This window comes from Paraclostridium sp. (assembly GCF_051656405.1).
In the GTDB taxonomy this organism is placed as follows: Bacteria; Bacillota; Clostridia; order Peptostreptococcales; family Peptostreptococcaceae; genus Paraclostridium.
Genome location: NZ_JBOGBV010000001.1, coordinates 15,785 through 38,100, shown reverse-complemented (window position 1 = coordinate 38,100; position 22,316 = coordinate 15,785). Strand labels below are relative to the sequence as shown.

General features: G+C 29.4%; 22 protein-coding genes and 1 tRNA gene. 5 read left to right on the top strand and 18 right to left on the bottom strand.

What is annotated here, in order from left to right:
• Nucleotides 1-15: 15 nt before the first annotated feature.
• The 6 genes from spoVAE to spoIIAA form a co-directional block, all read right to left on the bottom strand.
• A complete protein-coding gene (gene spoVAE / locus ACRDDE_RS00185) occupies nucleotides 16-372 on the bottom strand; it encodes a stage V sporulation protein AE (protein ID WP_035117046.1) in 357 nt (118 codons plus the stop codon).
• An 18-nt stretch (nucleotides 373-390) separates the two neighbouring features.
• Nucleotides 391-1,404 (bottom strand): stage V sporulation protein AD, encoded by a 1,014-nt coding sequence (gene spoVAD / locus ACRDDE_RS00180; protein ID WP_438624704.1) that lies wholly within the window; start codon nucleotides 1,402-1,404, stop codon nucleotides 391-393.
• Nucleotides 1,405-1,419: 15 nt separating this feature from the next.
• Nucleotides 1,420-1,857, bottom strand: coding sequence for a stage V sporulation protein AC (gene spoVAC / locus ACRDDE_RS00175; protein ID WP_438624702.1), 438 nt, complete (start codon nucleotides 1,855-1,857; stop codon nucleotides 1,420-1,422).
• An 85-nt stretch (nucleotides 1,858-1,942) separates the two neighbouring features.
• Nucleotides 1,943-2,707, bottom strand: coding sequence for an RNA polymerase sporulation sigma factor SigF (gene sigF, locus ACRDDE_RS00170; RefSeq protein WP_438624701.1), 765 nt, complete (start codon nucleotides 2,705-2,707; stop codon nucleotides 1,943-1,945).
• Between the two features lie 10 nt (nucleotides 2,708-2,717).
• Nucleotides 2,718-3,152 (bottom strand): anti-sigma F factor, encoded by a 435-nt coding sequence (spoIIAB, locus tag ACRDDE_RS00165; protein ID WP_438624699.1) that lies wholly within the window; start codon nucleotides 3,150-3,152, stop codon nucleotides 2,718-2,720.
• On the bottom strand, nucleotides 3,145-3,501 hold the full coding sequence (spoIIAA, locus tag ACRDDE_RS00160) for an anti-sigma F factor antagonist (protein WP_021431758.1): 357 nt from the start codon (nucleotides 3,499-3,501) through the stop codon (nucleotides 3,145-3,147). Before spoIIAA ends, spoIIAB begins: the two co-directional genes overlap by 8 nt.
• Before the next feature lie 163 nt (nucleotides 3,502-3,664).
• Between spoIIAA and ACRDDE_RS00155 the strand changes: the two genes are divergently transcribed.
• Nucleotides 3,665-4,900: an LL-diaminopimelate aminotransferase gene (locus ACRDDE_RS00155; protein ID WP_438624697.1), complete on the top strand. Its 1,236-nt coding sequence runs from the start codon at nucleotides 3,665-3,667 to the stop codon at nucleotides 4,898-4,900.
• A gap of 55 nt (nucleotides 4,901-4,955) precedes the next feature.
• On the opposite strand, the gene ACRDDE_RS00150 is transcribed toward ACRDDE_RS00155, so the two are convergent.
• Both ACRDDE_RS00150 and ACRDDE_RS00145 read right to left on the bottom strand, forming a co-directional pair.
• Nucleotides 4,956-6,548, bottom strand: a complete 1,593-nt coding sequence (locus ACRDDE_RS00150; RefSeq protein WP_438624695.1) for a DEAD/DEAH box helicase — start codon at nucleotides 6,546-6,548, stop codon at nucleotides 4,956-4,958.
• 149 nt (nucleotides 6,549-6,697) lie between these two features.
• Entirely contained in the window at nucleotides 6,698-7,654 is a 957-nt protein-coding gene (locus tag ACRDDE_RS00145; RefSeq protein WP_438624693.1) for a calcium/sodium antiporter, read from the bottom strand.
• Between the two features lie 280 nt (nucleotides 7,655-7,934).
• Between ACRDDE_RS00145 and pflB the strand changes: the two genes are divergently transcribed.
• The gene (gene pflB / locus ACRDDE_RS00140; protein WP_438624691.1) at nucleotides 7,935-10,166 is read left to right on the top strand and encodes a formate C-acetyltransferase; all 2,232 of its coding nucleotides are present in this window, start codon (nucleotides 7,935-7,937) and stop codon (nucleotides 10,164-10,166) included.
• 261 nt (nucleotides 10,167-10,427) lie between these two features.
• Nucleotides 10,428-11,162 (top strand): pyruvate formate-lyase-activating protein, encoded by a 735-nt coding sequence (gene pflA / locus ACRDDE_RS00135; protein ID WP_438624689.1) that lies wholly within the window; start codon nucleotides 10,428-10,430, stop codon nucleotides 11,160-11,162.
• Between the two features lie 43 nt (nucleotides 11,163-11,205).
• On the opposite strand, the gene thiI is transcribed toward pflA, so the two are convergent.
• Nucleotides 11,206-12,384 (bottom strand): tRNA uracil 4-sulfurtransferase ThiI, encoded by a 1,179-nt coding sequence (gene thiI, locus ACRDDE_RS00130; RefSeq protein WP_438624687.1) that lies wholly within the window; start codon nucleotides 12,382-12,384, stop codon nucleotides 11,206-11,208.
• Nucleotides 12,385-12,400: 16 nt separating this feature from the next.
• Nucleotides 12,401-13,552, bottom strand: coding sequence for a cysteine desulfurase family protein (locus tag ACRDDE_RS00125; RefSeq protein ID WP_438624685.1), 1,152 nt, complete (start codon nucleotides 13,550-13,552; stop codon nucleotides 12,401-12,403).
• Nucleotides 13,553-14,240: 688 nt separating this feature from the next.
• Between ACRDDE_RS00125 and ACRDDE_RS00120 the strand changes: the two genes are divergently transcribed.
• Entirely contained in the window at nucleotides 14,241-15,236 is a 996-nt protein-coding gene (locus ACRDDE_RS00120) for an asparaginase (protein ID WP_438624683.1), read from the top strand.
• A 43-nt stretch (nucleotides 15,237-15,279) separates the two neighbouring features.
• On the opposite strand, the gene ACRDDE_RS00115 is transcribed toward ACRDDE_RS00120, so the two are convergent.
• Nucleotides 15,280-17,322, bottom strand: coding sequence for an ATP-dependent helicase (locus ACRDDE_RS00115; RefSeq protein ID WP_438624681.1), 2,043 nt, complete (start codon nucleotides 17,320-17,322; stop codon nucleotides 15,280-15,282).
• A gap of 77 nt (nucleotides 17,323-17,399) precedes the next feature.
• Here ACRDDE_RS00115 and ACRDDE_RS00110 point away from each other — a divergent pair, with 77 nt between their 5' ends.
• Nucleotides 17,400-18,305 (top strand): ribonuclease H-like domain-containing protein, encoded by a 906-nt coding sequence (locus ACRDDE_RS00110; RefSeq protein ID WP_438624680.1) that lies wholly within the window; start codon nucleotides 17,400-17,402, stop codon nucleotides 18,303-18,305.
• A 52-nt stretch (nucleotides 18,306-18,357) separates the two neighbouring features.
• Here ACRDDE_RS00110 and ACRDDE_RS00105 read toward each other — a convergent pair.
• The 7 genes from ACRDDE_RS00105 to ACRDDE_RS00075 all read right to left on the bottom strand — a co-directional run bounded on the left by ACRDDE_RS00105 (nucleotide 18,358) and on the right by ACRDDE_RS00075 (nucleotide 22,315).
• Nucleotides 18,358-18,449, bottom strand: a tRNA-Ser gene (locus tag ACRDDE_RS00105).
• Between the two features lie 112 nt (nucleotides 18,450-18,561).
• Nucleotides 18,562-18,849: a hypothetical protein gene (locus ACRDDE_RS00100; protein ID WP_438624678.1), complete on the bottom strand. Its 288-nt coding sequence runs from the start codon at nucleotides 18,847-18,849 to the stop codon at nucleotides 18,562-18,564.
• A gap of 12 nt (nucleotides 18,850-18,861) precedes the next feature.
• Entirely contained in the window at nucleotides 18,862-19,278 is a 417-nt protein-coding gene (locus tag ACRDDE_RS00095; protein ID WP_438624677.1) for a DUF3842 family protein, read from the bottom strand.
• Between the two features lie 45 nt (nucleotides 19,279-19,323).
• The gene (locus tag ACRDDE_RS00090) at nucleotides 19,324-19,515 is read right to left on the bottom strand and encodes a CooT family nickel-binding protein (RefSeq protein ID WP_021428376.1); all 192 of its coding nucleotides are present in this window, start codon (nucleotides 19,513-19,515) and stop codon (nucleotides 19,324-19,326) included.
• Between the two features lie 162 nt (nucleotides 19,516-19,677).
• On the bottom strand, nucleotides 19,678-20,493 hold the full coding sequence (locus ACRDDE_RS00085) for a lipoate--protein ligase family protein (RefSeq protein ID WP_438624675.1): 816 nt from the start codon (nucleotides 20,491-20,493) through the stop codon (nucleotides 19,678-19,680).
• Nucleotides 20,475-21,452: a radical SAM protein gene (locus ACRDDE_RS00080; protein ID WP_438624673.1), complete on the bottom strand. Its 978-nt coding sequence runs from the start codon at nucleotides 21,450-21,452 to the stop codon at nucleotides 20,475-20,477. The genes ACRDDE_RS00085 and ACRDDE_RS00080 overlap by 19 nt, the downstream gene beginning before the upstream one ends.
• Nucleotides 21,449-22,315, bottom strand: coding sequence for a radical SAM protein (locus ACRDDE_RS00075; protein ID WP_438624672.1), 867 nt, complete (start codon nucleotides 22,313-22,315; stop codon nucleotides 21,449-21,451). Before ACRDDE_RS00075 ends, ACRDDE_RS00080 begins: the two co-directional genes overlap by 4 nt.
• Nucleotide 22,316: the final 1 nt, after the last annotated feature.

The window sequence follows — 22,316 nt, the reverse complement described above, 5'->3', positions numbered from 1 at the left end:
ATAGTTCTTTTTATTTTACGGTTTAGCTTTTGGGGTAAATACAACGGCCATTATATATCCAAAAAATATAGCTGCTGTTATTCCTCCTGCAGTTGCAGTTATACCACCTGTGAAAATACCCATAAATCCATCTTGTTCTATTGCTTTAACAACTCCATTATATAAAGAATATCCAAATCCTATTATAGGTACAGTTGCTCCAGAACCTCCAAACTCTACAATAGGCTGATATACCCCTAAAAAGCTTAATATTACTCCACTTGTTACATACGTAACCATTACATATGGTGTTTGTAATTTAAAGTAGTCCATTAATATCTGAGCAATTAAACATATAGTTCCGCCTACTAAAAATACTTTAAGATACTCTATAAGCACTTCTTACACCTCCTATTCATTTTCTATAACTACAGCATGAGCTACGCTAGGTATACTCTCTTTTTGTAATGTACTTGTAGGTGATAATAATGCCCCTGTTGAAACTAACATAACCTTATTAAATTTTTTAGATTTTAACATTTTATAAATATATCCATTGAAAACAGATGCTGAACATCCACATCCACTTCCACCACAATGAACATCTTGATCATCTAAATTGAAAATTTCTACTCCACAATCAGTATAAACTTTAGATATATCTAATCCTTTTTCTTTTAATAAGTCTATAGTTATTTGCATACCTAATTTACCTAGATCACCTGTTGCAATCATGTCAAAACTATTTGGATCATCTTTTGTGTCCACAAAGTAAGAGTATATCGTGTCTATAGCCGCTGGAGCCATAGCTGCTCCCATGTTGTTTGCATCACTTATTCCTTTATCAATTACCTTTCCTATCGTTATATACTTAACCTTTGGTCCTTCTCCCTTACTAGATATCAAAGAGCAACCAGATCCTGTAACTGTCCATTGTGCCGTCATAGGTTTTTGATTTCCTAATTCTAACGGAAATCTAAATTGTCTTTCCGCCGTACAGTAATGACTTGATGTAGCTGCAACCACTAAATCAGCAAATCCTCCATCAACCAACATCGACCCTAATGATAAAGACAGTGCCATTGTAGAACATGCTCCATAAACTCCTAAAAATGGAATGTTTACTTCCCTAGCTGCAAATGATGTTGATAAAAGCTGATTTAGTAAATCTCCAGCAATCATATAATCTATGTCATCTACAGACTTATTTCCATTTTTTATGGCGTTTTCTATAACTGTTTGAACCATCTTGCTTTCTGCAAATTCCCAACTTTTTTCTCCAAATAAATCATCGTCCAGCTTCATATCAAAGTATTCTTTAAGAGGCCCATTCGCTTCTTTAGGTCCCACTATCGATGATGTAGATATTATAGTTGGTCCATTCTCTAATCTAATAGTTCTTTTTCCTATCCTATTTCTAGCCACCTATATATCTCCTTTCTATATGATAAATTTTATTATGTAGTATATTAACCCACATAACACAGATGAACCTATTCCATATACTAAAACAGGTCCTGCAATCTTAAATAAATTTGCGCCAACACCCATTACATAGCCTTCTCTTTTATACTCCATCGCAGGTGATACTATAGAATTTGCAAATCCAGTTATTGGAATAATGGATCCAGCCCCTGCTCTTTTGCCAATTAAATCATAAACTCCTAATCCTGTTAAAAATGCACCTATAAAAATTAAAGTCATAGATGTTGCTCCAGCTGCTTTCAATTTATCTAGTCCAAAATTCATATAACCATCATTTATAGCCTGCCCAATTACACAAATTATTCCACCTACGATAAATGCTAATATATAATTTTTTGCATATGTAGGTTTAGGACTTATTTTATCAACATATTCTTTGTAATTTTTATCCATATTCTGACCTCCTATTTAATCAAGCTATATACTGTTATTATTTAACAAAACAAAAAAAATAAACCCTTAATTTAAGGGTTTATTTTTATCCTATATAAGTCTTTAGTTTTGATAATACTTTTTTCTCTATTCTAGAAACTTGTACTTGAGATATATTTAAAAGTTCTCCTATTTCACTCTGTGTTTTATCTTCAAAGTACCTAAGCATTATAATCTGTCTTTCTCTTTTATCTAATTTTCCCAATACCTCTTTTAATAAAAGATTATCTATAACTTTATCTTCTTCATCTTCACCTTTTAGGCTAATTTTATCAATTAGGCATATAGGCGCTCCTTCTTCTTCATGTATTACTCCATGTAAATATTCCACAGAGAAATTTGATTCTAATGCCATAACCAATTCTTCTTTATCTACTCCTACAACTTTTGCTACTTCCTCTATAGTTGGCTCTCTTCCTAATTTTTTAGTTAGAACTTCAGTTTGCGTTTTAGCTTTTATTGCTACTTGTTTTAAAGATCTTGAGACTTTTATCATTCCATCATCTCTTAAATATCTTTTTATTTCTCCTAAAATCATAGGTACTGCATATGTAGAGAATTTAACATTAAATTTGGGATCAAATTTATAAATTGATTTTATAAGTCCTATTGACCCTAATTGAAATAAATCATCTCTTTCATACCCTATATTTAAAAATTTAGATACAACACTTCTAACTAACCCTAAATTACTCTCTATCAGTATTTCTTTTGCTTCTTCATCCCCATTTTGTACAAGTTGTATTAATCTTAAAGTCTCCTCATGGCTAAGCAATCCCTTTCTTTCTTCTTTATTGGCAGTTATCCCCATAACAAAACCTCTATTCTATATTAGATGAATCTATTTTCTTTTTCATAATAACTTTAGTTCCCTCGCCCTTTTTAGAAGAAACAGTTACTTTATCCATGAAACTTTCCATAACGGTAAATCCCATACCAGATCTTTCTAATTCAGGTTTCGATGTATATAATGGCTGCATAGCCATATCCAAATCTTCTATACCATTTCCAGTGTCTTCTACTGCGATAATTATTTCTCTATCTTCTATTTCACATCTTATATTAACAAATTTCGTTTCATCTTCATCATATCCATGTATTATTGAATTAGTTACAGCTTCAGATACAGCAGTTTTTATGTCTGCAATTTCATCTAATGTAGGATCTAACTTAGCTGCAAATGATGCAACTATTACCCTTGCAAAACTTTCATTTTCTGATCTTGCTGAAAACTTTACTTCCACAATATTATTCATTTGCAACGCCTCCTAAAAAAGAACTTAAAGCATCTTCATAAGTGTCGTGAATTTGTATTATCTTATTCATTCCAGATAAATCAAAAATCTTTTTTACTCTTGAGTTTAAATTAATTACAGCTACCTTTCCACCCTCACTAGATATTTTTTTGTATCTACCAATAACTACTCCAATACCTGAAGAATCCATAAAATTCATATTTTTAAAATCAAAAACTATATTCTTGATTTGCTTATCTTGTATAACATAATCAATCTCTTCTCTTACTTCATTTGCAATATGATGGTCCAATTCTTTACTTAAAAACTCAACTTTTAAGTTTTTATTGTCTAAAGAAAAATTTATCATTAGCTTCCCCCTCCTATCGAATTTAAAAATGATACTTTTTATTCAATTCTATAAATCGGATTATTATCCTTCAACGAAATTTAAATAGTTTTGTTTTATTGTATCAAAAAACTATTTATTAAAATATTATATATTATACTAAATAAGTTTTGGAGGAATAATAATGGATTTTATTGACAACAAAGTTTCTGCCCGACTTGGTGGTTCATCATTTTTTGAAAGCAGTGATAAACTCTATAAATTCGAAAAAATAAAAAAAATAACAAAAGAGGTTCAATCTAAATTTCCTGATGTAAAACTTATCGATATGGGAGTTGGGGAACCTGATAAAATGGCTGATCGTTCTATTGTTGATATATTATGTGTTGAAGCTGGAAAACCTGAAAATAGGTTTTACTCAGACAATGGAATTATTGAATTTCAAGAAGCTGCTTGTAGATATTTATACAATATGTATGATTTGAAAAATATAACCCCTGAAAATATAGTTCATGGAATAGGTTCTAAACCAGTACTTGCTATGATTCCACTATGTTTCATTAATCCTGGGGATATATGTCTAATGCCCTCTCCTGCATATCAAGTACTTGGAACATATTCAAAATTTTTAGGTGGTGAAATTTATAAGCTTCCTTTATGTACCGAAAATAATTTCTTTCCAGATTTAGACAACATACCTAAAGATATAAAGAAAAGATCAAAACTTTTATATTTAAATTATCCAAATAACCCTACTGGTCAAATCGCAACAAAAAAATTTTATGAACATGCAGTTAAATTTGCAAAAGAAAATGATATTATAATTGTTTCTGATTTAGCCTATGGAGCTTTAACTTATGGAAACTGTACTCCTATTAGCATACTGAGTGTAGATAGTGCCATTGATGTATGTATAGAAATTCATTCTCTATCAAAATCATTTAATATGACTGGTTGGAGGTTATCATTTGTTGTAGGATCTAAAAAAGCTATGCAACTATATTGTGCTATAAAAGGTCATACTGACTCAGGACAATTTAGAGCTATTCAAAAAGCAGGTGCTTATGCACTAGATAACTATCATAGCTTAATTAATTTAAATAAAGAAAGATATTCAAGAAGGTTTGACTTACTAATTGATGTTTTAAATCAAGTTGGATTTAAAACAAATAAGCCCGAGGCTGGATTTTATTCTTATGTTAAAATACCTAAAGGTGTTAAAAATGGAGTTAGATTTAGCAGTGCTGAAGAAGCAAGTCTTTATATACTTTCTCATGCTTTAGTATCTACCGTTCCTTGGGATGATTGTGGAAGTTTTTTAAGATTTTCAGTTACCTATGATGCAGATTCTTTAACTGATGAAATTAATGTGATGAATGAACTTAAAAGAAGACTTTTATCTTTAAATCTGGAATTCTAAGTTAAATATAACTAAAGGGTATCTCAATTTTGAGATACCCTTTAATATTTAGATATTATTTGCTTTTTCTCTTACTATTTGCTTTTTCTATATTAACTTTGTTTCCTTTTATTTTTATGTTCTTCATCTTATCAAGAACTTTTCTAGTATGTTTCTTTGGTATCTCAACAAAAGTATATTTATCATATATATCTATAGTTCCAACTAATTTACCTGGTATTCCAACTTCTCCAGCTATAGCCCCAACGATATCTTTAGCTTGAACTTTTTGTGTTCTACCTATATTGATAAATAATCTAGTCATTCCAGACTCAGCACCTGTGTTATGACTTTCTTCTATTATTTCTTCTTTTGCTTGATCACCTAGAGCTAATTTAACTAAAGCAGCAGCTATATCTAAAGTATCATAATCTTCTTCTTTGCAGAAGTTCTCTAACCATTGTACTTGCTTTGTTAAATGACCTTCCTCTATAGTAGATTTTACTTGATCAAAGAATAAGCTTACTTTTTTCTCTTCAACATCTGATATTGAAGGTATGCTATGTTTTTCTAATTTAGATTTAGTGTATCTTTCTATATCTTTCATCTTTCTCATTGATTTTCCGAAAACAAAAGTGAATGATACTCCATTTCTACCAGCTCTTCCTGTTCTTCCGATTCTGTGTACATAGTACTCTTCATCTTGTGGTAAATCATAGTTAAATACAGCTTCTACATCATCAACATCTATTCCTCTAGCTGCAACATCTGTAGCAACTAAGATATCGATAGTTCCGTTTCTAAACTTATCCATAACTATATCTCTTTGAGTTTGCTTTAAATCTCCATGTAGCGCATCTGCAAAATACCCTCTTGCTTGTAAATCACTAACTAATTCATCAGCACCTCTTTTTGTGTTACAAAATACTACTGATAATTTAGGGTTGTATACATCTACTAATCTGCATAATACTTCTAACTTATTAGCAGCTTTAGTTTCTATATAATATTGTTTTATATTAGGAACTGTAAGTTCTTTTCTAACTATTCTTACATGCTCAGGATCTTTTTGGAATCTCTTTGTTAAATCTAATATACCTTTAGGCATAGTAGCTGAGAAGAAAGTCGTTTGTCTATTTTTAGGAGTTTCATTTAAAATCATCTCGATGTCTTCTCTGAATCCCATATCTAACATTTCATCCGCTTCATCTAATATAACCATTTTTACTTTATCTAACTTTAAAGTTTTACGATTTATATGGTCTATTATACGACCTGGAGTTCCTATAACGATTTGAACACCACTCTTAAGAGACTTTATTTGTCTGTCTATAGGTTGTCCTCCATATACAGGTAAAGTCTTTATTCCGTGCATGTATTTACCTATTTTTCTTATTTCACTTGAAACTTGTATTGCTAATTCTCTTGTTGGACATAAAACTACCGCTTGTAGACTCTTGTCCTCTGGGTCTACCATATCTAATATAGGTATACTGAATGCTGCTGTTTTCCCCGTACCTGTCTGTGCTTGCCCTATAATATCTACTCCAGTAATTATTTTTGGTATTGCTTGAACTTGTATTGGAGATGGTTCCTCGAATCCCATTTCTAATACAGCTTTTTTTATGTTCTCATTTATTGGTAAATCATCGAATTTAACTATATTCATATATTATTTCCTTTCCGTTATCAATTTATATTAACTTTATCAATTATATATTTTTTTTTAATATTATGCAATTAATATTTTATCCTAATAGTAAAGATCATATTCAATTTAAAGCAAAATAGAGGGTATTTTCTAACCCTCTACTTTTTTTATTTTATATATGTAAAATATAGAACAAATAAATATAATAAATATGTAAGTATCATTAAAATTCCTTGAAGTCGATAAATTTTTTCCTTTATAATTGTAGGAACTGTTAAAATTAAAACTAATACTATCATAAATGGAAAGTCTATCATTGATGTCTGTTTAAGTATGGGCGTATCATTTATAAAAGATGATATAGATATTACTGAAACTATATTTAAAATATTAGCCCCCAATATATTACCTACAGATATAGCATTATGCTTCTTTTTTATAGCCGTTAAACAAGATACTAATTCAGGAAGTGAAGTGCCTAATGCAATTACAGTTAAACTTATAACTCCTTGTGGAACTCCTATATATTCAGCTATTATTATTCCATTATCAACCAACAACCTAGAACCTATTATCATCATAATTATCCCTGCTATAAATAAAAGACCTATTTTCAACATGTTAATTGATTTTATATCTTTCCTCGTATTCGTGTCCGATACTGATCTCATTTTAGTTTTAGGTATACTTTTATAATTGTTAATCATGTAAATAATTAACATTCCCATGAGAGCCATAGCATCTTTTCTGTCTATAACTTTGTCCAAACCTAATACAATTAAAATGATTATAGATATGATTAATAATGTAGCTTTTGAATTAAATACTTTTTTATCTACTTTAAAAGGTCTAATAATCGCAACTAACCCAAGCGCTAATCCCGTATTACAAATTATAGAGCCTACTGCATTTCCTAAGCTCATAGTAGTATGACCTTTTATTGATGCGCATACTGACACTGTCAATTCAGGAAATGTAGTTGCCAAGCTAACTATAGTTGCTCCTAAAACAATTTCAGGTATATTAGTTTTTTTTCCTACAGATATAGTAGAATCTATAAATATATCCGCACCCTTTGTTATAAGCATAAACCCTATTATAAATAGTCCTATTATAAATATCATTATATCCCCCCTTATTAAATAGATATTCAATCAACTTAATTCTATGATGTATAAAAAATTTTAAAATTATTCTTAAAATTCATGTTTATTCGACATTTTAACCGGGTATTATATGAATATAGCAAAATAACAGAAAAATCTATCAAAAAAGAAAAGATAGTGTAAAATTCTGTATACAAAATACTAATTCTATGTTATGATTATATTGTTTAAAAAATATCTAGCTAGATTTTATAAAATAAATATACTCAACACATATAAACTTAAGGAGGCTATCAACATGAATGCATGGCAAGGATTCAAAACTGGTAGATGGACTAAAGAAGTAAACGTAAGAGAGTTCATACAATTAAACTACAAACCATATGAGGGAGATGATTCTTTCTTAACTGGAGCAACTGAAAACACTAAGAAATTATGGGATAAAGCTCTTGAATTATTCAAAAAAGAAAGAGAAAACGGTGGAACATTAGATGTTGACACTGACACTGTATCTTTAATAGATGCTTACGGTGCTGGATATATAGATAAAGATTTAGAAACTATTGTTGGTTTCCAAACTGATGCACCTTTAAAAAGAGCTGCAATGCCATTTGGTGGAATAAGAATGGTTGAAACTTCTTGTGAAGCTTATGGATACAAATTAAACCCAGAAATAAGTGAAATATTCACTAAATATAGAAAAACTCATAACCAAGGTGTATTCGATGCTTACACTTCAGATATGAGAGCTGCTAGAAGTGCTGGTATAATAACTGGTTTACCAGATGCTTACGGTAGAGGTAGAATAATAGGGGACTACAGAAGAGTTGCTCTATACGGTGTTGATAGATTAATACAAGATAAATTAGATCAAAAAGATACTTTAGAAGTTAGATGTATAGATGAAGAAGTTATAAGATTAAGAGAAGAATTATCTGATCAAATAAAAGCTTTACAAGCTTTAAAGAGAATGGCTGCTGCTTACGGGTTCGATATATCTCAACCTGCTACTAATGCAAGAGAAGCTGCTCAATGGACTTACTTTGCATACCTTGGTGCTATAAAGGATCAAAATGGTGCTGCAATGTCATTAGGTAGAGTATCATCTTTCTTAGATATATACTTCGAAAGAGATTTAGCTGCTGGTACATTAACTGAAGAAGAAGCTCAAGAAATAATGGACCACTTCGTTATGAAGTTAAGAATGGTTAAATTCTTAAGAACTCCTGAATACAATGATATATTCGCTGGAGATCCAACTTGGGTAACTGAATCTATAGGTGGTATGGGAATAGATGGTAGAGCTTTAGTAACTAAAAACTCATTCAGAATGTTAAATACTTTATATACATTAGGAGCATCTCCAGAACCAAACTTAACAGTATTATGGTCTACTCAATTACCTCAAGGATTCAAAAACTTCTGTTCTAAAGTATCAATAGACACAAGTTCTGTTCAATACGAGAACGATGATTTAATGAGACCTTATTGGGGAGATGATTACGGTATAGCTTGTTGTGTATCTGCAATGAGAATAGGTAAACAAATGCAATTCTTCGGAGCTAGAGTTAACTTAGCTAAAACTTTACTATACGCTATAAACGGTGGTATGGATGAGAAGAAATTCAAGCAAGTTGGACCTAAGTTCGAGCCTATAACTTCTGAGTACTTAGAATTTGATGAAGTTATGACTAAATTTGACTTATTTGCAGATTGGTTAGCTAACTTATATGTAAATTCATTAAACGTAATCCACTACATGCATGATAAGTATTCTTACGAAGCATTAGAAATGGCTTTACATGATAGAGACGTATTCAGAACTATGGCTTGTGGTATAGCTGGTTTATCAGTATGTGCTGACTCATTATCTGCTATAAAATATGCTAAAGTTAAAACTATAAGAAATGAAGACGGAATCGTTGTTGACTTCGAAATCGAAGGTGATTTCCCTAAATACGGAAACAATGATGACAGAGTTGATGATATAGCTGTTGAATTAGTTGAAAGCTTCATGAACAAGATAAGAAAGAACAAAACTTACAGAAATTCTTATCATACTCAATCTATACTTACTATAACTTCAAACGTTGTTTATGGTAAGAAAACTGGTAACACTCCTGACGGAAGAAGAGCTGGTGAGCCATTTGCTCCAGGAGCTAACCCAATGCACGGAAGAGATACTAGCGGTGCTTTAGCATCATTAGCATCAGTTGCTAAATTACCATACGAGCATGCTCAAGATGGTATATCTAATACTTTCTCTATAGTACCAGGTGCTTTAGGAAAAGATATGGATGAAAGAGTAAACAACTTATCTTCAATGATGGATGGATACTTCTCTCAAAATGCTCATCACTTAAACGTAAACGTATTTGATAGAGCTACTTTAGAAGATGCTATGGAGCATCCAGAAAAATACCCTCAATTAACTATAAGAGTTTCAGGATACGCTGTAAACTTCATCAAGTTAACTAGAGAGCAACAATTAGACGTTATAAACAGAACATTCCACGGAAAAATGTGCTAATTATAACTTAATATAAAAGTAAACATATTATAACAATCAATTATCAAAGTATATTCAGAGTGCAAACCTCATCAGTTTGCACTCTTTTTTTCTAACGATTAAAATAAATAAATTAAGTATAAATTCCCATGAATTAAAAAAACTATTTAATAGACTTTATACGTTTAATGTTTTATAATAGTGGGTAGAAAGTATAATGTATACAATTAATTTAAATGATAAATTTTATTAGTATAATATATAATTAACGAGGTGGATAAAATGGTAAAAGGTAGAGTTCATTCAATAGAGACATTTGGGACTGTAGATGGCCCTGGAATTAGATTTATATTATTCATGCAAGGTTGCCCTTTAAGATGTAAGTACTGTCATAATAGAGATACTTGGGATGTTAAAGGTGGAACTGAATACACTACTGATGAAATAATAGAACAAGTTAAAAAATACTCTTCTTATATGAAATTCTCTGGAGGAGGTTTAACAGTTTCTGGTGGTGAAGCTACTCTTCAACCTGAATTTTTAAAAGAACTATTTAAGAAAGCTCAAGAAAATGAAATTCATACATGTTTAGATACATCTGGTTTTGTAAACATAGATGTTATAGATCCAGTGCTTGATTATACAAATTTAGTTTTACTTGATTTAAAACATATGGTACCTGAAAAATGCAAAGATTTAGTAGGTGTTAGTATAGATAAGACATTAGAATTTGCTAAGCATTTAAGCGATAGAAATATACCAGTTTGGATAAGACACGTTCTTGTTCCTGGAGTAACAGATGATATAGAAAACTTAGAACTTATGGGTAAATTTATATCAACTCTAAAAAATGTTGATAGAGTTGAATTACTTCCTTACCATACTCTAGGAGTTCATAAATGGGAAAACATGGGATTTGAATATGAATTAAAAGGTGTTCCTGATGCTACAACAGAAGATATAGAAAAAGCATCTAAAATTCTAGCTGAGTTTGGAGTAATAACTCATAATAAATAATAATAAAAAGGATCTATACAAAATGGTATAGATCCTTTTTTTATTAAAATTCAAATACTTCAACTTCTATATTATCAATCGCATCTTGTATTAGTTTTTCAACATCTAAAGATGATTCTGATTTCTCTATTCTATCTAATTTAGGCTTTGTTACAGGACTTTTCGGAGAAAATACTGTACAACAATCCTCTTCTGGTATAATTGATGTTTCAAATGTTCCTATTTCTTGTGCTATTTTTATTATTTCTGATTTATCCATTGCTATCAGAGGTCTAAATACAGGTAATGATACAGAAGCATTTGTACAAGTTAATCCTTGTATAGTTTGAGATGCAACTTGTCCTATACTTTCTCCTGTAACTAATGCATCACAGAATCTCATTTCTCCTACTCTTTGAGCTATCTTCATCATAAATCTTCTAGATATTATAGTCATTTCTTCTTCTTTACATGAAATACCTATAGCCTTTTGTATTTCTAATATATTCACTTTATGAAGTCTAACTTTACCACAATATTTTGCTAGTATTTGAGCTAAGTCCCTTACCTTTTCTTGTGATTTTTCACTAGTAAATGGATAGCTATGGAAATGGATAGCTTCAATTTCTACTCCCCTTTTTGCAACCATCCAAGAAGCAACCGGGCTATCTATTCCTCCAGATAATAAAGACATAGCTCTACCATTTGTTCCAACTGGAAGACCTCCATAACCTGGAACTGTATCACTATATACCATTACATGATTTTGTCTATATTCACAGTGTATAGTTGTCTCTGGGTTTCTAACATCTACTTTTATTCTATCTTTTACATTATAAACTAAAAATCCAGCTATATCTTTACTCATTTCTTGAGAAGTTAATTCTAAACTCTTATCTCCTCTTCTTGAAGTAACTTTAAACGATTCTGAACCCGCTTCTATCTTTTCTTCTAAAAGTTGTAGTGCTAGTTGCTTTAATTTATCATAATCTTTTTCTGCTCTTATACCTGGGCAAACTCCTACAACTCCAAATACTTTTTTGATTTCTTCTAATACTTCTTCATAGTCTTCTGCATATTCACCTAAATCAACATATATTCTTCCATATTCTTTATATACATTAAACTTTCCTATAGGCGCTAACATATTTTTCACATTTTTTATTAATTTATTTTCAAATATATATCTATTTTTTCCTTTTACACCGATTTCTCCGTACTTAACTATAGCTATATTATACAAATTTATCACCTCTTAATTATCGTCTTCTTATTATAAATCTAAGTTCTTCTACTGATTTTTTTATTATTTCACAAGCTTCATTTATTTCTTCTTCTTTTGTCATATCAGATAAGCTAAATCTTATAGCTCCGTCAATTTCTTGTGGAGTAAGCCCTATTGCATTTAAAACATGGCTTCCCTTTTTCTTTGATGAACAAGCTGATCCTGTAGATACAAATACACCCTGCTGTGCTAAATGATGAAGTAGTACCTCTCCTTTAACATCTTTAAATGATATATTTAATATATGACATACACCGTCCTCAGGAGAATTCACTTTAATATCATCTATATTTTCAACTATAAAATCTTTAAGTAAAACTTTTAGTTTTTCTATTTTCTCTATTTTTGAATTTAAATCTGACATTATTATATCTATAGCTTCTCCTAATCCATATATACCAGCTACATTTTCAGTTCCAGATCTTATTCCTATCTCTTGTCCTCCACCAGTTAACATAGGTTTTATTTTATTATTTTCCTTTACGTACATAAATCCAATACCTTTTGGCCCATGTAATTTATGTCCACTAACACTCATAAAGTCTATATTATATCTAGATGGTTTAAAATTTATTTTAGCAAATGACTGAACTGCATCTACATGTAAATACACTTTTTCCTTTAACGTGCTTAGATACTTACCCACTTCTTTTATAGGTTGTATACTTCCAATTTCATTATTTACATGCATCATACTAATTAATATAGTATGATCTTTTATTGCATTTTTTACATCATCTATATTTACTGTTCCTTTGTCATTTACTTTTAGATAAGTAACTTCAAATCCTTGTTCTTCTAAATCTTCCATTGTTCTTAAAACAGATGGATGTTCTATGTTTGTAGTTATTATATGATTTTTTCTCTTTTTATGAAGATTTGCAATACCTCTTATGATTGTATTATTAGCTTCTGTTCCTCCTGATGTAAATATTATTTCTTTATCTTTACATCCTATACTTCTAGCTATTTCTTGTCTTATTTTTTTTATATTTTTTTCAACTTCAACACCTTTTTTATGTACAGCTGAAGGATTTGCATAATCTGTAGTAAGTGCATAGACCATTTTTTCTACTACTTTTTCATATGGCTTAGTTGTTGCACTATTATCTAAGTATATTTCCATACTAATACACCAACTTTCTTTGTATTTAATAATACTATTTATACTCTATATTATTGTCCCAATTAACTATGTAAATTATCATATAATTTTAGTGAAACTTTTACTATTATACCACTATTTTCTCTTTTTTTATATAGCAAAGCGCTATAATTACACACTTCTATTGCTCTTCTTCTTTTTTTATATCTATTTTTATCGCAAATTAATGTTTTTTAAATTTTTTTGTCAAAACTATTGATTTTTCTGTCGAATCTTGGTATTATGTATACATGGTTATCCCCCTGATAACCTTAATTAAAATCTCTATTCCCAATACCCCTTTTAAATGGATGTATACATTCATTTAAGTCCTACTTCTTAACGGAAAAGAAGTAGGTTTTTTTTATGTTTAAAATCAATTTTCAATTTTAATTAAATTTTTTTGTCAAAACTATTGATTTTTCTGTCGAATCTTGGTATTATATATACATGGTTATCCCCCTGATAACCTTAATTAAAATCTCTATTCCCAATACCCCTTTTGAACGGATAGACTTTATATCCAATGTTAAACTGACAACGGAAGTTAGTTTAACGCAAAAAGAGCTTCCCCAAGCTCTTTTTTTTTATGCTCAATTCTATATTTATATCGCTTTTTTTGGTATAATTTAATGTATATATATAATAAAAATTTTAGGGGGTCGATACTATGCAAAACAAGAAAAAAGTAGCTATAGTATTTACAGGTGGAACTATTTCCATGACTGTAGATGAAAAAATAGGCGCTGCTATACCATCTCTATCTGGGGAGCAAATAATGTCTATGGTAACTAACATAGATAAAGTTGCTGATATAGAGATATACAACTTTGATGAGATTCCAGGACCTCATATGACACCTGAGAAAATGCTTAGTTTAAGAAATTATATAAACGATATAATTTCAAAAGACGAATTTTCTGGTGTTGTTGTCACTCATGGTACAGATAGTTTAGAAGAAACTGCCTATTTCTTAGATTTAACATTAGATACACCTAAACCAGTTATAGTTACAGGTGCAATGAGAAGTAGTGATGAACTTGGATATGATGGACCAAGTAACCTTGCTGCTGCTGTTTGTACTGCTATTTCTAATGAAGCTTATAATAAAGGTGTTTTAGTTGTTCTAAGTAACGAAGTTTTATTAGCATCTGAAGCTACTAAAACTAATACACTTACATTAAATACTTTTAAATCTTTAACTTGTGGTCCTTTAGGAATAATTGACTGTGATAAACTTGTATTATCTAGAGATATAGTTGATAGACAAACAATTTTAGTAGATAAAGTTGAGTCTGATGTTGCTCTTATAAAATCAGGTGTTGGCATGGACGATTCTTTTATAAAGTTTGCAGCTGACAAAGGATGTAAGGGTATAGTTATAGAGGCTATGGGTAGAGGAAATATACCTCCAGAAATGTTAAAAGGTGTAGAATATGCTAGAAGCAAAGATATACCTGTTGTTATAGCATCTAGATGTCATTCTGGTAGAGTTTTTGATAGTTATGGATATTTAGGTTCTGGTAGAGATTTAAGAAATCTAGGATGTATATTTGCTGGTGATTTACCTGGGCAAAAGGCTAGAATAAAACTTATAGTTGCTTTAGGAAAAACAAACGATCTAAATGAATTAAAAGATATGTTTGAAGAAGGAATATACTATTAAATAAATAATAAAAAAGGTTATTCATATGAATAACCTTTTTTTATTATGTTCTCTCTATAATTCCATTTTTTAGGCATATTGAGTAATCCAAATCTTTTACTCCAACCCTAAATTTTACCTCTATCATTTTACCATCTTTTCCTATTACATTTCCTTCTCCAAATTTACTATGCAAAATCTTATCCCCAATTTTGATTGCATTTATATCTTCTTTTGTTGGTGACTTTATATTATCAATAAATCTTGACGCAAAAACTTTTTTTCCATATTTCATTTTTGGAGAACTTATATGCAGTTCATCTTGAGCTCTAGTTATCCCTACATAAAATAATCTTCGTTCTTCCTCTATAGCTGATTTTCTTTTTTCTTCATCTTCTATATCATAAGATTTTTCATGAGGTATCGTACCTTCATTTACCCCTATTATATATACATATGGGAATTCTAACCCCTTTGCACTATGCATAGTCGTAAATATTACTCCCTCTGAATTTTTATTATTTCTATTTTCAACTATCTCAGATTTAACCTTTTCTATATGCTCTAAGTATTCATTTATAGTTTTAAAGTTACTTGAAGAACTTTCTAGTTCATTTAAAATTTCTATTAATCCATTTGGTTTAATCTTCCTATTACTACAATAATCTAATACATATCTATCATAATCTAAACTAGTACGTATATATGAAATTGCATTCTTAGGAGATAATGTCTTTAAATAACTTAAATCTATTTCTAAATCATTTAATGTCTTTACTTGTTTTGGATGTAATCCGCCCTTATTTATTAATGCACCTATGAAGTCTCTATCCTCACTTGCAAGTTTTATACTATCTTTAGATATATATCTAAATGGTTTATTAATAATTCTTATCCAATCTTCACTCAATGTTGTATCTATCCCTAGTCTTAAGTACGCTAATAAGTCTTTCGCAACCCAATGGTCATATATAGTTACAATTGAGTCTCTAACAACAAATGGTATATGCATATCCATAAATACATCAACTAGTGCTCTAGACTGTATATTTGTCCTATATATAACTGCAAAGTCATCATAGTTAACACAATTATCTTCACATTTGCTAATTATGTCTCTAGCTATAAACTTTGCTTCTTCTTCTGAGTCTTCAGTTTTTATATAATTTACACTTCCCTTTTCTTCCCTATCGCACTTAATTACTTTTTCGTATCTATTATCATTAAATTGAATAAGTTTATTTGCAGTATCTGTTATACCTTGCTTTGATCTATAATTTATATCAAGAACATATTTATTGCTATTTTCAAAATATCTTTCAAACTCTAATAAAAAGTCCGGTCTCGATCCTCTAAATCCATATATACTTTGATCTTCATCACCTACAACAAATATATTGTTGCTTGGACTTGCTATTAACTTTATAACTTCAAATTGCACTTTATTTATATCTTGGAATTCATCCACTAAAATATATCTATACGCATTTCTAACTCTTTCTAATACTCTTTTATTGTTTTGCAATAAGTAATAAGTCTTTATAAGCATATCATCAAAATCTATTTTTTTGATACTTTCCTTATAATCCTCATACATATTATAAGCTTTTATAAATTCATCCTTTGAAAGTATTTCTGGCTCAAAATCCAATTTGTCCATTAACTCGTTTTTAACATAAGAAATTTCATTTATAACATTTAAAATCGTATCATCATCTTCTGCATTTTCTATATTTAAATTTTTTAAAATTCCTCTTATAGCAAATTTTTTATTCTTTTCATCTAAAATACAATCCAGTTCGTACTTTTCAAAAAATCTAAGTATTCTAAAGAAAACTGAATGGAATGTGCCATAACTTACTTTATTTAATCTAACATCATGACTCAAGCTTAGCGCTCTATTTTTCATTTCTGTTGATGAAGCTTTTGTAAAACTAATAGCTAAAATATTTTTAGGATTTATATTATTATTTAAAACCATATTAACTATTCTATACGTTATAACTCTCGTCTTCCCTGAACCTGGACCAGCTAAAACCATACAAGGTCCATCTATGTGCATTACTGCATTTTTTTGATTACTATTTAATCCATTTATATCTATCATCATTTATCACCTTGAACTATCTTTATATTATTTTATAATTAATATTATATACTATATTCACAAAAAGGAGTAAACCTATGGAAGTTATTACTAAGACTATAGATAATTTAATTGATATACCAAAAAATCATTTTGTATTCGATATAGAGACCACAGGACTTAGCCCTAAATATTGTAAAGTAATATTAATAGGGGTTTTATACAATTTAAATAACAAAACTATAATTAAACAATATTTTGCTGAGTCTGAAGAAGAAGAAAAAGATTTACTTTTAAAATTTATTAATGATATAAAAACTTTTGATCATCACATAACATTTAATGGAGTATCTTTTGATATCCCTTTTTTAAACTCAAGGTTTAATTCTAATGATATTGATTTTTCCATAGATAAATGTGATGATATTGATATTTTAAGAATTGTAAAACCATTTAAAGAAAAACTGTCTTTATCTGATTGTAAACTAAAAACAATAGAAAAATACATGGGCATACAACGAGAAGATACTATATCTGGAAAAGAAAGTGTTGAGTTATATAAAAATTTTGTAATTAGTAAAGATATTAGTTTAAAAGAAAAAATACTATTACATAATTACGAAGATATTTATTACTTAGGAAAAATATATAACATAAAAAACATAATAGATGAAAGTTTGGATTATATAGATATAAATATAAACAATTTAAACTATAAAGTTCTTTTAAGTAAATATAAAATTACAAAGTCTGTTTTGCATTTAAATTTTATATCTAGAAAAGAATTTGAACTTCCATTAAATATATTTAGAGATACTTATACTATTTCTACCGGTGAGAATACACTAAATATATTCATTAACCTTAATAAGGGTATTGATAGCAATGGAAATACAATATTTTTTTATAAATTAGGATCTATAATTCCCATAAAGTTTAATAATGATTTTATAGTCGACAATATTAACTCCTTATCTAAATTTATAATTTCTAAAGAATTATAAATATCATCTTTGTCCGTAAAAAAAGAACTGTTGAAATATCAACAGTTCTTACTGGCGGAGAAGGAGGGATTCGAACCCTCGCACCGGTTAACCCAGCCTAATCCCTTAGCAGGGGATCCTCTTGAGCCACTTGAGTACTTCTCCGTATTCATTTTTACTATACTATAATTATATAAGTTTTTTTTTTTGATGTCAACGTTTTTTACAATTTTTTTTGATTTGACATAAAAATAAGGAGATTAACTCCTTATTTTGCTTACATATTCTTTTTAGCTTCTAATAGCATTTCATTTGATTTTTTTAAGTAATCAATTGCTTGTTCAATATTTTTCGCAGTTTCTTCTTTTCCCATTTCTCTAGCTTTTTCTGCCCACTCTCTAAATCCTTCTTCATGAGATTCATTGTGATTTACCCAATGAACAAGAAGTATGTTAAGAGTTTTTTCATCTTTATTTTCAGCTACAGCCGCACCTGAATGTTCTATATGCTCATGATCATGGTCGTGACCATGGTGGTTTCTTACACTAGTTTTATTAGATATCATTTATAATCCCCCTTATTTTATATTAAATTCTTTTTTTATCACTTTCACTGCATCCTTTATCAGTAGTGATAATGGTTTTCCTTCTAATCCTACCATTTCTACATCATCCGGCATTATAGGAAGTAATATTTTTAAAGCTTCACTATCTGATATAGCTTCACTAATTCTAGCTGTTACTTCACCCATCATTGCATTTGGTATAACTGCAGATACTGGTGCAACTACTATACTAGCTTTTTTTGTTGAAACTATTATAGCGTTCTCCCCTGTAGCACCTTTATTAGCGTGTGCTTTCATCATTGAACTTGTTGCTATTGAGTTTGTCCCTAGTGCGTATATTTCTATGTACGATGGAAGTTCGTCTCTAAGAACTGATACAACTTGAGCTCCTATTCCGCCTCCCATTCCATCTATAACTGCTATTATCATATTTCCTTCCCCTCAATTACATTTTTATGTAAATTAAAATTTGATTTATACTGATTCTTTGATTATTATTTTATGATCCATAAGTCTTATTTCTTTGATTTCCCCATCGATTATTTTTTGCTCTCCAAGTAAGTCTGTTAAATATACTTTTCCTTCGTATGGGTCTACACTAACCACATTATCCATTACTCTTTCAAGATTGTTGTTTTTTAACACATAAGCTGCTGATTCACACATAACATAATCCCCCTTAGTATATTAATTTTATACTCAATCAAAAAAAGATTCCTCCAAGGTATTTCAAAACCCTTAAAGAAATCTTCATGATTTCAAATAACTTTGTATATTTTGAGTATAACACCAAATTTTGGTTAAAGTCAATTCCTTTACTTATATAAATTATCTTTTATTTGTGTACTCATCTGAAGAGTATTTGCTATATAAATGCTTGGCTAAATCTAGTTCATACTCCGTTAGCTCTTCCTCTTCAAACTCAACATTAAAAGTCTTTGCCATTCCTCTTACAATGAATTTTTCAAGGCTTTTTATATCTATTTTTCTTCCTATTTCATTTTCAATACCACTTGCCTTACTTAACGTGAATTTTTTTGCTCTTTCTTTTATTTCTGGAGATTTAGTTTTTATAATTTCATACAAATCATCTATATTGAAATCCAATACAATAGACCCATGTTGTAATATAACTCCATCATGTCTATGTTGTGCACTTCCTACAACTTTTTTATCATTTATAGTTATTTCATATGAAGCATGAGCATTAAAACACGCGGCTGAAAGCTTCTCTCTACTAATTCGTTCTCCCTTACTTACATTATCAACCTCTATACCTTCAAGTTTTAATCCATTTGCAATTCCTTCACTTATAAACTTGTATGAACTATTTATACTCTTATCCATCAGTTCATTGTCTTCTCCTACAATTATAGAATAAGTTAACTCATTTTGGTGTAATACAGCTCTTCCACCTGTAGCTCTTCTTACACAGTCTATATTTAATTCTTTGCATTTTTCTATATCTACTTCACTTTCAAGCTTTTGAAAATATCCTATAGTTAAACAGCTAGGATTCCAAGAGTAAAATCTTAGTGTAGGCTTACATTTTCCTTCTTTATACGAAATAGTAATAGCTTCGTCTATAGCCATATTCATTGCACCATCATAAGTTTTGTTTTTTATTACTCTCCACTTTTGCATAATTTTACTTCCCCTATATCTAAGTTAATTTCTTTAATTGCTAGTTTAATTTCTTCTTTACTTAACTTTCTTGAATAATTATATATTGTATGTCGTGGTCTCTCATTGTAATATGGTCTATTGCAATTCTTACATCCTTTTATTTCAAATGGCTTTCCTTTTAATATATCCATCTTTATATATTCATCTATCTCTATTTCTTCTAGGTACCCATCTAATCCAAATTTAAAGTAATCTCCATTATATCCTTTATCCATCATATACGTCATAAGTTGAACTCTTCTATAACTCTCTATACTAGGTTGACTTACACCTTCCATTTTAGTTCCCTTTACAGGTGTAAATGCAAATAAACTGATTGTTATATTGTAACCTTTCAGAATTTTATATAAATCATATATATCTTTATGGCTTTCTCCTAATCCTACGATTATATGCGTACTAATTCTATTCGGATATATAAGTCCTGCTTCTTTTATAAAATCTATTTTTTTGTCAAAATTAGTTCCTTTTATCTTCTCATATAATTCCTTATTTGCAGCATCTATAGCTATCCCTATTTTTTCAACTCCTAGCTCAAAGAATTTTTCAATTTCATCCATATCTTCTAACTTAGCTGATAAAGATATAGGTATATTTAAATTAGCATTAACATATTTGATAAATTTTCTTACTTCATTAAGAGATTCTTCACTATCCATGGATTGTAAGCATATTCTTTTTATATTTTCTCCTTCATAGTTTTTAAAAGCATCTAAAATATCTTCTTTTGTATATTCTGGCCATAAAACTCTAGACAGTTTATCTTTTCTACTATTACTTTCAATGGATTGTGAACAAAATGAACATCGATTATTACATTGATTTCCTATCATTATATAAGCAGTAGTAGGAGGTATGTCGCTTTGGCCTCTTTTTATACCAAGTTCTATTGCAGTTCCAATAGACAGTCTAATCATAATATGCAACACTCCTTACTCTCTTTAATATCTAACTTCATTTCAAGTGCTAAGTTTTTACATGATCTTGACGGTAATACAATTTTATTTATTCCACATTCTATAGCTAGTTTATCTAAATCACTTCTATATTTGCCCCTGGGCCTCATACACCCTAAATTTATTTTAGTTTTTGGAAGTCTTATTCTTGCTTCACATAATACATCTATAACTTCATTTAAATTAGGTGGATCTACATTTTCATACTCAGTATTTTTTGTAGGTATCAAAACTATAAAAGTTAACTGTTCTGGCTTATTTTTCTCAAGATAGTCTATAATCTCATATTCTCCTTTTACTTTTCCACCCTTTAACCCTATACATATATGTGGAGCTACCTTTGTGTATTTTTTTATATATTCATATGTAGCTATGTATTCTTCTCTACTTTTATTAATTTTATATACTTCTTTTATAGTATCCTCATCAAATACAAGGTCAAATGATACATAATCTAAAAAATTGCAGACCAAGTCTATATTTTCTTTATTCATAAGTCCTATATGTGAGTTTAATTTATATCCATTTTGTTTTAACTTTTTTATAGTTTCTATATGAGTATCTATAGGAACATCTCCATCTTGGCTACATCCGCCACTTAATAATATGCTGGTTATGTTTCTCTTTTTTATATCTTTTTCATATTCAGCTATAGGTGTCATGTTTTTTAAATAGTGACCATTGCAATGAGCGCATCCTAAACTACAATTTGTATCTGTTATACTCACTGCTAAGGTTTGGGTTGGATATGCAAACTCAATATTATTTCCGAAGTTTTTAACTTTTGTATCATATGCTAAATTAATTTTTCGATTTAAATTCATA